The organism is Chryseobacterium sp. FP211-J200 (assembly GCF_001643375.1).
In the GTDB taxonomy this organism is placed as follows: Bacteria; Bacteroidota; Bacteroidia; order Flavobacteriales; family Weeksellaceae; genus Epilithonimonas; species Epilithonimonas ginsengisoli.
Map to the genome: position 1 here is coordinate 52,078 of NZ_LSHB01000008.1, position 13,056 is coordinate 65,133.

General features: G+C 38.2%; 13 protein-coding genes. 9 read left to right on the forward strand and 4 right to left on the reverse strand.

What is annotated here, in order from left to right; genetic code table 11:
• Positions 1 to 42 precede the first annotated feature (42 nt).
• From AXA65_RS02660 to fabF, 6 genes are all read left to right on the forward strand, one after another.
• Complete coding sequence (locus tag AXA65_RS02660) at positions 43 to 1,362, forward strand: hypothetical protein (RefSeq protein ID WP_063968588.1); 1,320 nt, start codon at positions 43 to 45, stop codon at positions 1,360 to 1,362.
• Complete coding sequence (locus tag AXA65_RS02665; protein ID WP_086048049.1) at positions 1,314 to 1,544, forward strand: helix-turn-helix domain-containing protein; 231 nt, start codon at positions 1,314 to 1,316, stop codon at positions 1,542 to 1,544. Before AXA65_RS02660 ends, AXA65_RS02665 begins: the two co-directional genes overlap by 49 nt.
• On the forward strand, positions 1,541 to 2,638 hold the full coding sequence (locus AXA65_RS02670; protein ID WP_063968589.1) for a tetratricopeptide repeat protein: 1,098 nt from the start codon (positions 1,541 to 1,543) through the stop codon (positions 2,636 to 2,638). The genes AXA65_RS02665 and AXA65_RS02670 overlap by 4 nt, the downstream gene beginning before the upstream one ends.
• A 186-nt stretch (positions 2,639 to 2,824) precedes the next feature.
• Positions 2,825 to 4,441 carry a T9SS type A sorting domain-containing protein gene (locus tag AXA65_RS02675; protein WP_086048050.1) on the forward strand — a complete coding sequence of 539 codons (1,617 nt, stop codon included), beginning with the start codon at positions 2,825 to 2,827 and terminating at the stop codon, positions 4,439 to 4,441.
• Positions 4,442 to 4,574: 133 nt separating this feature from the next.
• Complete coding sequence (locus AXA65_RS02680; RefSeq protein WP_063968591.1) at positions 4,575 to 5,168, forward strand: TetR/AcrR family transcriptional regulator; 594 nt, start codon at positions 4,575 to 4,577, stop codon at positions 5,166 to 5,168.
• Positions 5,169 to 5,421: 253 nt separating this feature from the next.
• Positions 5,422 to 6,657: a beta-ketoacyl-ACP synthase II gene (fabF, locus tag AXA65_RS02685; RefSeq protein WP_063968592.1), complete on the forward strand. Its 1,236-nt coding sequence runs from the start codon at positions 5,422 to 5,424 to the stop codon at positions 6,655 to 6,657.
• Between the two features lie 3 nt (positions 6,658 to 6,660).
• On the opposite strand, the gene AXA65_RS02690 is transcribed toward fabF, so the two are convergent.
• The 4 genes from AXA65_RS02690 to dnaA form a co-directional block, all read right to left on the reverse strand.
• The gene (locus AXA65_RS02690) at positions 6,661 to 7,359 is read right to left on the reverse strand and encodes an SAM-dependent methyltransferase (RefSeq protein WP_063968593.1); all 699 of its coding nucleotides are present in this window, start codon (positions 7,357 to 7,359) and stop codon (positions 6,661 to 6,663) included.
• Positions 7,360 to 7,590: 231 nt separating this feature from the next.
• Complete coding sequence (locus AXA65_RS02695; protein ID WP_063968594.1) at positions 7,591 to 8,868, reverse strand: dicarboxylate/amino acid:cation symporter; 1,278 nt, start codon at positions 8,866 to 8,868, stop codon at positions 7,591 to 7,593.
• Between the two features lie 39 nt (positions 8,869 to 8,907).
• The gene (locus AXA65_RS02700; RefSeq protein WP_063968595.1) at positions 8,908 to 9,348 is read right to left on the reverse strand and encodes a low molecular weight protein-tyrosine-phosphatase; all 441 of its coding nucleotides are present in this window, start codon (positions 9,346 to 9,348) and stop codon (positions 8,908 to 8,910) included.
• An 84-nt stretch (positions 9,349 to 9,432) separates the two neighbouring features.
• Complete coding sequence (gene dnaA / locus AXA65_RS02705; protein ID WP_063968596.1) at positions 9,433 to 10,887, reverse strand: chromosomal replication initiator protein DnaA; 1,455 nt, start codon at positions 10,885 to 10,887, stop codon at positions 9,433 to 9,435.
• A gap of 135 nt (positions 10,888 to 11,022) precedes the next feature.
• Between dnaA and AXA65_RS02710 the strand changes: the two genes are divergently transcribed.
• From AXA65_RS02710 to AXA65_RS02720, 3 genes are all read left to right on the forward strand, one after another.
• Positions 11,023 to 11,439: an acyl-CoA thioesterase gene (locus tag AXA65_RS02710; RefSeq protein WP_063968597.1), complete on the forward strand. Its 417-nt coding sequence runs from the start codon at positions 11,023 to 11,025 to the stop codon at positions 11,437 to 11,439.
• 23 nt (positions 11,440 to 11,462) lie between these two features.
• Positions 11,463 to 12,467, forward strand: a complete 1,005-nt coding sequence (locus AXA65_RS02715) for a bestrophin family protein (RefSeq protein ID WP_063968598.1) — start codon at positions 11,463 to 11,465, stop codon at positions 12,465 to 12,467.
• 69 nt (positions 12,468 to 12,536) lie between these two features.
• Positions 12,537 to 13,055: a hypothetical protein gene (locus AXA65_RS02720; RefSeq protein ID WP_131797747.1), complete on the forward strand. Its 519-nt coding sequence runs from the start codon at positions 12,537 to 12,539 to the stop codon at positions 13,053 to 13,055.
• Position 13,056 lies beyond the last annotated feature (1 nt).

A 13,056-nucleotide genomic window follows, 5' to 3' on the forward strand; every position in this document is an offset into this window, starting at 1 on the left:
AAAACTTAATTTCTGACTAATTTTACATTCAAATTACCCAATTTGGCTTTCATTGATCAGATAATTGTTCGCTTAAAAATCATCGTAGTTATCTTTTGCTTCTCAACAGTTTCGGCTCAAAGTGCGGTAGAAGCAGACGGCTTGTTGGCGACCGCTTCAGAACTACTCTACAGCCAGCCAAAACGCTCCGAGAAGATCGCAAAATTGGTCTATGAAAATAATACCGATGCTGATAAAAAGGCAGAGGCATTGTTTCTTCTGAGCCAGATCGACCATTTCAATGCGAATTACAGATCTTCTCTTACCAATTTGTACACCATAGAATCACTCAATGAAAATACAACCGACAAAGCGACTTGGAATGTCAAAGTTAATTTTTTTCTTGCAAAGATCTATCGGGAACTTCAAATATTGGATCTGGCAGAGATTCATTTCGACAAGGCTAACAAAGCATTTGCTGCAATCAGCGATCCCAGCAGACAACTTTCAGAGATCTACAATTACGAGAATGGACTTTATCAATCTGAGAAGAAAGACTTTGAGAAATCCAATCGCTTCTTTAAAAATGGCCTGAACGGATTGTCTGATCTTAAAATAGCAAATCGCTACCTCAATTACATAGGATTGGGACATAATTTTATCTTTGAAAAAAAATTAGATTCGGCTCAATTTTATTTTTCAAAAATTCCAAAAGCCAATGATATTTTGTTTGCACAAAGTAGTTTAGGCTTGGCCGAAGTTGCCTCGTCCAGATCAGACTGGAGATATGCGGAACAAATATTATTGCGAGAACAGGAATCCGATGTACAGACACAAAAACAACGTTTCGCATTACTTTCCGGGGAATATCTGAAATCAGGAAATATCGAACAGCACGAATTATACAAAAACAAGGTCGATTCTCTGGAACTGAAGATCAATCAAAACAAGGATCCGGCAGAAAATTACGTCATTCAACATATTGAACAACAGGAAGATAAAAGCAACAATAATCCTAATTCTTTCTGGACGAAGAGTTTACTGATTACTATTTTAGTAATCATGCTCCTGCTAATTCCAATCATTTATTATTACTTCAAAACGAGGTCAGATTATAAAAAATATCTTGAGGTCATTAAGGAAATCAATCCTGAACAAAAAACTGACATTGAAGAAGATACCAAAGAAAAACAAGCTTTCATTCCTGAGAAAGCAGAACAGATCTTACTTAAAAAATTGGCTAAATTTGAGAACTCGGACAATTATCTCAATCATAAAATATCATTAACGACTTTATCTAAACAGAAACCAACACCAAATATCTTTCCGAGGTCATTAACAAAAACAAAGGGAAAAACTTCAATTCGTACATCAATGATTTGAGGATCAACTACATTTTGATAAAACTGAAGACCGAACAAAAATACAGAAACTACAAAGTGACTTCCCTTGCAGAGGAATGCGGATTTGCCTCACACAACACATTTGTGGCTGCTTTTCGTTCTGTAACGGGACTTTCTCCGGCATCGTTTATCAACTTTTTGAAACGTGAAAAAAATCGATGAGAAACAACCTGACCAGATCTTTATTAAGCTTTCTCTTCATCTTCCTGTTCTATTTTGACCTAGGACAAAAGAATGATGCTGCCAAATTGATACGGGAAGGCAATCACCTTATCTTCAAAGATCCGGCGAAGGCAAAGCAAATCGCTAAAAAACTATATGACGATGCTAACGAAAATAGTCCGCAGAAGATCAATGCATTACTGATCTTGGCACAAGCTGATGCTTTACTGGCCAATTATGAAAGCAGTCTACAGTACGCATTGGAAGCCAAAGATCTTTCAGAAAAACTGTCAGACCAAAGTTATAAGATCAGAATATATGCCTATCTCGGCTACCACTATCAACGGCTGAATATCCAAGACAAAGCTTGGAAATACATAGACGAAGCGGAACAGACGATCAAAACCAAACCACTACCCGATTCTCTGAGTTATTTGAAGGGCAATTTATTTTTCACCAAAGCTTCTATGTATCAAAAAGAATTGGACTGTGCCTACGCCATCAATTATTTTGACCAGGCAATCAAAGCTTATCATGAATCCATCAAAAATGAATATTCTAATACAAATCTAGGACTGGCCTACAGTCAAAAAGGTTATTGTGAATTGGAAATCAATCAATTGACCGAGGCAGAAAGCAGTCTCAAACTTGCTATTTCAAATTCGGAAAAGAATAGTGACGTGCGAAATAATATATTTGCGGTCACAGGCCTGGCAAGAGTTGATACGCTACATGGGAATTATGCCAGATCAAACAAAGTTCTTCTTCAGCAATTACGCAGAGCTAAAGAAGGAAACCTGAAACATCTTCTGAATGACATTTATAAATTTTTGGCTTACAATTACCTCAAACTAAAGGACACCAAAAACTACGAATTATACGACCAGCTTTATAAAAAAAGCCAATTGGAATTTAGCAAAACGGAAGCAGGTTCGATCAACCACATTATAAAAGATGCTTCCAAAAACAAACAGGAAAAAATATATTCCAAATCTTTGATTGCAGGGATCATTGTCATTATCATACTTCTCTTGTCCATTATTTTTATTGTTTTAAGAATCAAAAACATGAAAAAAAGGATGAAAGACCAGTAAATATAGTTTTCCATTAAAAACATCAGAATAAATTATAATTATTTAATTATCAATTACATAAATCATTATTAATAATATCAAATTCTTGAAATATTTCTGAAATCTGAGCATTCTTTCATTTTAATTGATAAATACTGTGACTAAATTGCAATCTACTTTCAATTTCTAACTTTAATTTATTTATCAATGAAAAGACTTTTATTCTTTGCCCTAAGTATGTTCATGATCGCGCTTCATGGTCAAAACCAAACCATCTACACGACCACTTTCCCACAAGCAAATCCACCAACTGGTTGGGAAAAAGAAATTCTCTTGGGAGAATATAACTGGTACTACGGAGAAATGGTATTGCCAGGTTCATCTGTTTTCACAAAACCAGCTGCGGTATTCAATGACGATATTACAGGAGAACTCGGAAACAAGGCTGTGCTCACCTCACCTACTTGGAGTGTAGGCGGATATGATACGGTTTGGCTTTCCTATGAGTATGGGCTCAACCGTGCCGGAGAAGGTGGTACACTTGCTGTGGAAGTTTACGATGGTTCAAGTTGGCAGCAAGTTGCCCTTTACAATCAGGACCAAGCACCCATTACCATTGCGCCGATCAATGTAACGGCATATAAAAATGCAGCTTTTAGTGTGCGTTTTACTTTCGATGACGAATATTCGTATTCTATGGGAGCTGGTGTTACCAATTTTCTTTTGGAAGGCTCATCTACAGCTGCTCCTAATTCTGAATGCTGGAATGCAGTTCTGTTAAACTGTGGTGCTACAGGCAACGGTTCTACCGTGAATGCAACTGTAAAAGATGAATTGGCTCCATTTGGAGGACTTGACCCTAACGGTTCTTATGGTGTTTGGTACAAATATTCTGACATAGACAATCAGTCAGATGTCACTTTCAGTTTGTGTGATACCAATGCTGTTTTTGATAGCAGGATCATTGTTTACAAAGGTGTCTGCGCTGATCTATTTCCTGTCGCTTTCAATGATGATGCCTGCGGAACCTTGAGTGAAGTCACTTTCCATAATGATGGGACCTCACCTTATTACATTTTGGTTTTCGGAGCAGAAGAGTCCAAAAGTGATTTCTCCTACAAATTCAACTGCTTGAGCGGCGCGCCTACAAATGACGAGATCGCCGATGCGATAGATGTCAACCTGTTCGAGCAGCCTTACACAGATGTGGCAGTTCCATTGATCAATGCTACTGCAGAAACCGACACGGCAGACTTCCTGGAAACAGGTTGTGATATGAGTGGCGGATGGTATCCGAATGTGTTTTACAAATTCACTGCAACTGATGACGGTACCGCTACTGCAACCTTTAAAACGCCAAACGAAGGTGGATTCCAGACCATTGGATTCTATACTGCGCCAAATAAAAATATCGCTATTAAAGACCTTAGTTTTGTAATGCAAAGCAGCAATGGTTGTAACCAAATGAGCCAAACGAAATCTATCAATATCACATCTGGAACAACTTATTACGTCGTAATGATGAGTCCTTATACCAATTCTGATATTGTGATAGATCTGCAGTACAATGTAATGGCAGTGGATGAAACTAAACTTTCAAAAACGATTGTTGCGCCAAATCCAGTTAAAGATTTCATTCATCTTAATTCAAAAACGAAAATCAACAAAGTCGAAGTTTTGGATCTGACAGGTAAATCCGTTTACAGTACAACATTAGATAAACAGGAAGCAAAACTGGATTTATCCTTCCTTCCGAAAGGGAATTACATTATGAAAGTGACATCAGACAAAAAAACTGAAAGCTTCAAAATTATCAAAAAGTAAGAATTTTTCATTTTATTAAGTTTAAACCCGGCGATTTCGATTGTCGGGTTTTTTATATAAAATCAGATTCACTTAAAAATATACCGACTGGTATATAAATAATCTATATTTGCAAAGTCAATTGAGTTGTAAAATGTCAAAAGCAGAAAAAACCAGACAGTTCATCATCGAAAGTACAGCAGAACTTTTCAACAAGAAAGGTTATGCAGGAACGTCTCTGGCTCATATTTCTGAAGCGACAGGTTTGACGAAAGGTTGCATATACGGCAATTTTGATAACAAAGATGAAGTTGCGAAAGAAGTTTACCGCTTCAATGCAAAACGTCTTCAACAAGAAATTAATGAAAATTTGAATTCCGGAATGACAAGCCGTCAAAAATTGATGGCCTTTTTAGATTATTACAGAAATTCCTGGGACAACAATTTTTCACGTGGTGGTTGCCCGATAATGAACACCGCTATCGAAGCAGACGACACAATGCCTTTCCTGAAAGCAGAAGTTGTCAAAAGCTTCAAAGGCTGGTCAGATAAATTAGTTGAGATCTTGGAAGAAGGTAAATCGAAAAATGAAATCAAGGATTCTACAAACATTTCCGAATATTCCTATCTTTTTATAATGCTGATAGAAGGCGGAATCCTGCTTTCCAAATCCACAGATAGCCAATCTCACCTCCTTCAGGCTTTGGAAAGAATCGAAAAAATCATTGATACCGAATTGATCAAATAAAAATTTTTTTAAATAAAATATACCGATTGGTACTTAATGATAAATCGAAGTCTGGAACGCCGACAAAACAGAATTGATCGTCACAGGAACATCAAATCTATTTAAAACTGAAATTAGGAAATCAAATGTGTAAATTTGCGGATTCTTATTCCTAACATAATAATTAAGGAACATAGATCATGACAGGAATACAAGAAGATAATTTTCTTAAATGAAAGTCTTCTCTAAATATTTAAAATTTAAAATTAGATAAATGAAACGAGTTGTAATTACCGGAATGGGAGCCGTAACGCCTTTGGGAAATGACGTCGACACTTTTTGGAAAAACAGTTTAGCAGGAGAAAGTGGTGCTGCAACTATCACGCACTTCGATCCTGAAAAATTCAAAGTTCAGTTTGCGGCTGAGGTCAAAAACTTCACGCCTGAAAAGTATTTGGACAGAAACGAGATCAAACGCAGCGACCTTTTCACGCAATTCGCCATCTACGCCTCCGCAGAAGCAATGGAAGATTCTGGATTAGATTTGACAAGCATCGACCCTTTTGACATCGGTGTGATTTGGGGAACAGGACAAGGCGGAATGCAGACTTTCGAAGAGGAGGTTATCAGCTATGCTTCCGGCGACGGAACGCCAAGATTCAGTCCGTTCTTTGTTCCGAAACTGATTGCCAATATGGCCTCTGGAATGATCTCGATGAAATATGGATTGCGAGGAATCAATTACACAACAGTTTCCGCTTGTGCAACCGCAAACACCGCGTTTATGGATGCCTTCAATTACATCCGTTGGGGAAAAGCGAAGATCATCGTAAGCGGTGGTTCGGAAGCTCCCATTACGCAGGCTTCAGTGGGTGGATTTTCATCGATGAAAGCAATGTCCACCAGAAATGACGACCCGAAAGCGGCAAGTAGACCTTACGACGTAGAACGTGATGGCTTCATCATGGGAGAAGGTGCAGGCGCATTGGTCCTGGAAGAATACGAACACGCTAAAGCAAGAGGTGCAAAGATCTATGCAGAACTAATTGGTGCTGCAATGACCGCCGACGCTTATCATATGACCGCTCCACATCCGGAAGGAATTGGCGCAGCAAAATCTATGGAATTGGCACTTGAAGATGCCAACATCACATCAGACCAAGTCGACTATCTGAATCCACACGCCACCTCAACACCGCTTGGAGACCTTGCAGAACTGAATGCTATCACGAAAGTTTTCAAAGGCAGTCCGAATCTGGATATCAGCGCAACCAAATCTATGACTGGTCATCTTTTGGGAGCTGCCGGCGCAGTCGAAGCAATCTTGTGTATCAAAGCGATTCAGAACAGCATTATTCCACCGACTATCAATATTTCAAACCTTGACGAGAATATTCCTGCTGGCATTAATATCGTGACTGATTCGAAAGAGAAGGAAATCAATATTGCAATGAGTAATGCCTTTGGTTTTGGAGGTCATAACTCGACGGTGATTTTTAGGAAGATCTAGACACTATTTACCAATTAAGAAAACAGCCGGAATTTTATGAAGTTCCGGTTTTTGTTTTTTCCAATCGTTGATGGTTTTGGTTTGGATGAACTCGTTGTCGGGATCATTGATGTTGGCAGCAATGCAGAGTTTTGTATTGGGGTTCAGGAACTTGGTCAAGTCTTCGAAAAGCGGATTGTTGCGGTAAGGCGTCTCCATAAAGATCTGTGTAAATCCCGTTTTCTCAACCAAACTTTCCAACTGTTGAATTTCCTTTTTCTTCTTCTCTTTTTCAATCGCCAAATAACCGTTAAATGAAAACTGCTGGCCGTTGAAACCACTCGCTATCAAAGCCAAAACGAAAGAACTTGGTCCGTTGATTGGAATGACTTTCAAATTGTTTTTATGCGACCAACCGACGATGATGTTTCCCGGATCGCCGATGCAAGGCAGACCAGCTTCTGACAACAATCCGAAATCCACACCTTCTTTCATCAGTTTTTGAGCTTCCTTCAGATCGGCAGTTTCGGAATATTTGTCGAGAAGAAAAAGTTTGAGTTCCGGCTGCTTTTTTTCAGGTGCGAAAAACTTGATGACTTTTCTGGCAGTTTTTTCATTTTCCACAAAATAATGGTCGACATTCATAATGATGTCTTTGATCGTTGGGGCGAAATAATCTAATGGCGAATTCTCGGAAAGGTAAGCTGGTAAAAGGTAAAGCATATTTTTGTTGTAAAAAGTATAATGTAAAATGTATTAACGATTTTGTGTTATTTCTATGGAACGACAAAACACGTTTTTAATCTTCACTGTTGATTTATGTTGAATCTGCAGCCCGACTTGAACGGAAATCCTTTTTTGCTTGTACTCAATTTCTAATGAACTGAAACCGTCTGCAAAAAAGATTGGGAGTGGAAGGCGGAAAAAGCTGCCCAAAATATTTAGATTACAAAGTTAATTCAAAACTTCTTTTAATCGGTCTTTGTCGAGGCGATTTTCCCAATTGGAAACGACGACTGTGGCAACGGCATTTCCAATAACGTTGGTCAACGCGCGACATTCGGACATAAATTTGTCGATGCCGAGGATCAAGGTCATTCCGGCAATCGGAACTTCGGGAACTACCGCCAAAGTGGCTGCCAACGTGATAAATCCTGCGCCAGAAACGCCCGCTGCACCTTTGGAACTCAACATCGCCACCAATAGTAAACCGAGTTGATGTTCCAAAGTCAAATCGATATTGCAAGCTTGAGCGATGAAAAGCGCCGCCAAGGTCATATAAATATTGGTCCCATCGAGGTTGAAGGAATAGCCTGTCGGAACCACCAAACCTACAACGCCTTTTTCACAACCTGCATTTTCAAGTTTCTTCATCAGTCCGGGAAGTGCCGGCTCGGATGAACTAGTCCCGAGAACCAGTAGAATTTCGTCCTTCAAGTATCTTAGGAATTTGAAAATATTGAATCCGTTGTACCAAGCGACACTTCCTAAGACCAAAACCACGAACAACGCGGAAGTGATGTAAAATGTGCCGACGAGCATTGCCAGATTTTTGAGCGATTCGACGCCATATTTTCCAATTGTGAATGCCATTGCGCCGAAAGCTCCGATTGGCGCGAGTTTCATTAAGATCTCAACAATTTTGAAAATCGGAATCGTTAATGTTTGAAGGAAATCGTAAACGGCATAACTTTTCTCGGAAGTGACCGCCAAGGCAACACCGAACAAAATTGCAACCAACAAAACCTGTAAAATATTGTCGCCTGTCAAAGGACTGAACAATGTTTCCGGAATAATGTTGAAGATAAAACTCACCATCGAGTTGTCATGTGCGGCTTTGACATATTTCTCGATCTCCGCGCCGTTCAAGGTATTTGGATCGATGTTAAGACCTTTCCCGGGTTGAACAACGTGGCTGACAATCAAACCGATGATCAACGCTAAAGTTGAAAATGTGAAGAAATAGATGAATGCTTTACCTGCAACTCTTCCAACCTTTTTGAGGTCGCTCATTCCGGCAATTCCCGTGGAAACGGTGAGGAAGATAACGGGTGCAATGATCATCTTCACCAGCTTGATGAAGCCGTCGCCCAAAGGTTTCATTTTCTCGCCCAGATCTGGATAAAAATAACCGAGTGAAACGCCGAAGACAATCGCAATCAAAACCTGAATATAGAGATGCTGATAGAATTTTTTGGGCTTCAGCGGTTTTTGTTCAATGTCAAAATTCATAAGAAAATGTTGTCTTACAAATTTAGAATTGTTTGTGAATTATATGGTATTATTCCTGATCTTTTCGGCAATTATTTCGCAAGATTCGTCGAGCATTTGGTAAACTTTGTCAAAACCGTCGATTCCTCCAAAATACGGGTCGGGAACTTCCAGCTCGTCATCCAAGATCAATCTTACTTTGTGTTTTTGAGAATCGTCTGCTAGTTTCAAAACGTCTTTGTAATTGTTTTTGTCCATACAGAATATTAGATCGAATTTGTCAAAATCTGATTTGGTGATTGGTCTGGATTTCTGTGTGGAAATATCGATTCCGTTTTTGGTAGCGGTTTTTATGGAGCGTTCGTCCGGCTGGCTTCCTTCATGATAATTGATGGTTCCAGCGCTGTCCACAAAATAACCGTCTCCTAATTTATGTTTCAAAATCCCTTCTGCCAAAGGACTTCTGCAAATATTTCCGAGACAGACCATTAAAATCTTCATAACTATAAAATCTTTGTAAAATGTAAATTGACTTTAAATTTAAAATAAAAAAAGGATTTAAAAAAATTTAAATCCTTGTATATGTTATTGAGCTATCTTTTCTTTCAGATCCTTGATATATTTCTTGAGTTCTTTATCGATCTTCGAAACGTCACGTATCGTGTCGCAAGCGTACATCACCGTCGAGTGGTCTTTTCCGCCCATTTCTTCACCGATTTTTGTAAAGGTAGCGTTGGTATATTCTTTTGCGAAGTACATTGCCAACTGTCTAGGCAAAGCAATTTCTCTTTTTCTGGTTTTAGATAACAACTGTTCTCTTTGGATCCCGAAATAATCGCAAACAATCTCTTGGATGTAAGGAATATTGATGGTTTTCTTCTGCGTTGTCGCTAACTTATTGATCGTATCTTTTAAAAGGTCAAGACTGAAATCTGATTTATAAACCGTAGAGTAAGCAATTACGGCGTTTACAACGCCGATCAGTTCTCTCACACCGTTTGTCTTAACTTCCGATGCCAGATAATCCAACATATCGTCTGTCAATTCGATGCCGTCACGGCTTAACTTATCAACGATGATCTTTCTTCTGGTTTCGAAGTTTGGCGATTTGATCTCTGCAGAAAGTCCCCATTTGAAACGGGAAATAATTCTTTCCTGTGTATCCAAAATATCTGCAGGGGCTTTATCAGACGTTAAGATAATTTGTTTTCCATTCTGATGTAGATAATCAAAGATATGGAAGAAACTATCTTGTGTTGCTGCTTTACCAGAAAGGAACTGGATATCATCGATGATCAAAACATCGATCATCTGATAATAATGCTGAAAATCTGTTTTGTTCTGAGACTTGGCCGCTTTCACAAAATCCTGAATGAATTTCTCTGAAGATTGATACAAAACTACTTTCTCTGGAAAAGAGGACTTCACTTCCAAACCGATAGCTTGTGCCAAATGCGTTTTTCCAACACCATAACCTCCGTAAACAAACAATGGATTGAAGGCTGTAGAACCAGGTCTTTTTGCGATCGATCTTGCAACGGTTGAAGCAAATTTGTTACTTTCTCCTTCTATAAAATTATCAAAAGACTGATCTGCCTTTAGGTTAGAATCAATATTGATCTTTTTGATCCCTGGAACAGCAAAAGCATTCACATTATTTTCTCTAAGAACCGGTCTAGCTTCCTGTATTTTTGGCTGTTGTGTAGAGATTCCTTTTACATTCATTGTAATTGGCTTCTCCTTTCCGAACGGTTTGTTTTCCATCACAGAATACCACAATTTTACACCTTTACCGATATTTTTTTTAAGCGCAGCAGACAGTAAAGACAAATAATTGTCCTCGATATATTCTTTGTAAAAATCACTAGGAACAAGCAACGTCAGATTATTGTTCACCAAAGAAATTGGCTGAACCTTATCAAATAACAAGTCGAAAGAGTTTTCTAACTTTTTGAGGTCTGTGTTATCCTCCGCTGCGTTTAGATTGTCCCTCATGAATTGGAGACATCTATCCCAGATCAATACTAAATTTTCATTCATTTTTCTGCTGCTATTTCCGGTAAGATTTTAGTTTTTTTAGAAGACAACAAATATCTAATTATTAATTTTCTAAAAAAAATTTTTTCTCTATTGATTATTAAAAAATATATTTGTATGAATTATTAACAGCTTAAAATGATAGTTACAACTAACACAATACGAGTACGTTACGGCGAAACAGACCCTATGAAATACGTCTATTATGGCAACTATGCAGAATATTTTGAGGTCGCCAGAGTCGAGCTTTTTCGAAGCTTGGGAATGTCTTACGACGAAATCGAAAAAAGGGGAATTTTCTTGCCAGTTTCGGAATACAAAATTAAGTATTTGAAACCAGCACTTTATGACCAACTTTTGGAAATCAGAACTTACATTAGAAAAATTCCGGGAATCAGAATTGAATTCGATTACGAAATTTATAACGAAGATAATATAAAGATCACAGAAGCTTCCACGACTCTATTTTTCCTTGATTCCGAAACCAACAAGATCGTCAAATGTCCAGATTACCTGATGGAATTGATCGAGAAAAAATGGAATCCAGATCTTTAAAATCAAATTAATAAAAAGCATGAATGAACGCATCCGACAGATACAAAGTTTCCCACTTCGTCATGTGGAATCGGGAAAAAATTATAAAAATGCTCATCATCAGCACAATCCCGACATTGCTATTTTACTTTTTGGGATGGAAATGGCTGGCAATTCCGTGGGTTCCGATTGCACTTTTGGGAACGGCGACCGCTTTTATTTCTGGTTTTAGAAACACTCAGACTTACGGACGACTTTGGGAAGCAAGACAGATCTACGGTTCCATCATCAATAACAGTCGTAGTTTTGGAATCATGGTCAAAGATTTCATCAGACAAAATAATTCTGATGAGGAAAAACTATTGCACAAAGAACTTTTCTATCGTCATTTTGCCTGGCTGACAGCTTTAAGGTTTCAATTGAGGGAAGTGAAAGTTTGGGGCAATGTGAAAACTCGCCCTTACAATAGAAGATATCTTCAATTCTATAAAGTGCCAGAATGGGAATCTGACCTTGGCGAGGAACTGAAAAATTACATTGACCAGAATGAGATCAATTTCCTATTAGAAAAGAAAAACCGAGCGACGCAGATCATTACGCTTCAATCCGAAGCCTTGAGAAAACTGCAAGAGTCTGACTGTATCAATGACTTTAATTATACAGCATTGGAAAATCAATTAAAAGAGTTCTATGACCAGCAAGGTAAATGTGAGCGTATCAAAAATTTTCCCTATCCAAGACAATTCTCGACGATCAATACTTATTTCACAAATCTCTTTTGCATCTTGCTACCGTTAGGTTTTATGAATGAGTTTGCAAAATTGGAAAGCAATTATATTTGGCTCACAATTCCTTTCAGTATGTTGTTGGGCTGGGTATTTTTGGTTTTGGAACAGATCGGCGAAAGTTGCGAAAATCCTTTTGAAGGCAGTGCAAATGATGTCCCGATTTCCCAGATCAGCGGAATGATAGAAATTGATATGCGCGATATGCTGGATGAAAAAGAGTTGCCTCCCGCAATTCTGCCTAGCAACGGAATTTTGATGTGATCATATATTTTTTTTAAAAAGTCGGGTTTCGGCTTTTTTTGTTTAATTTAGAATAAACGTTTTTCATTAATGAAAGTCTTATACTTTTTACTAACTGCGATCTGCCTGATGTCCTGCATCAGAAGCGATATGGATCTCAAAACCCTGCAAAGTCTCATCAGCAAAAACAGCTTTACGAACAAGCTCAACATCAATGATGAAATGAAATACTACAGACCAGACGGCGTTCAGGACATCGAGTTCGAAGATTTTTTAAGTAATAATGATGTGATGACAATCGACCAAGGCGATTTCAATCAGGATGGTGAGGAAGATTACATAGCGAATGTTATCAACAATTTTAATCGCAGTTCTGTCGCGCCTTTCCAATTTTTTTCTATCGTCATCACACTAAAAGGTGGAAAATATTTCATCTACAAGCTGGATAAATTTTATGATGCGAAATCTGCCGGTAAAAAACTCACGATCGATGACAAAGATTACATCCTTTTCTTTCACAGAGATCCAGAAGAGAATATGAAGATCAAACAGGACACCTTCAGATTTGTCAACAATCTACTTGAACAATACAGTAAAATCTCAGAATAGA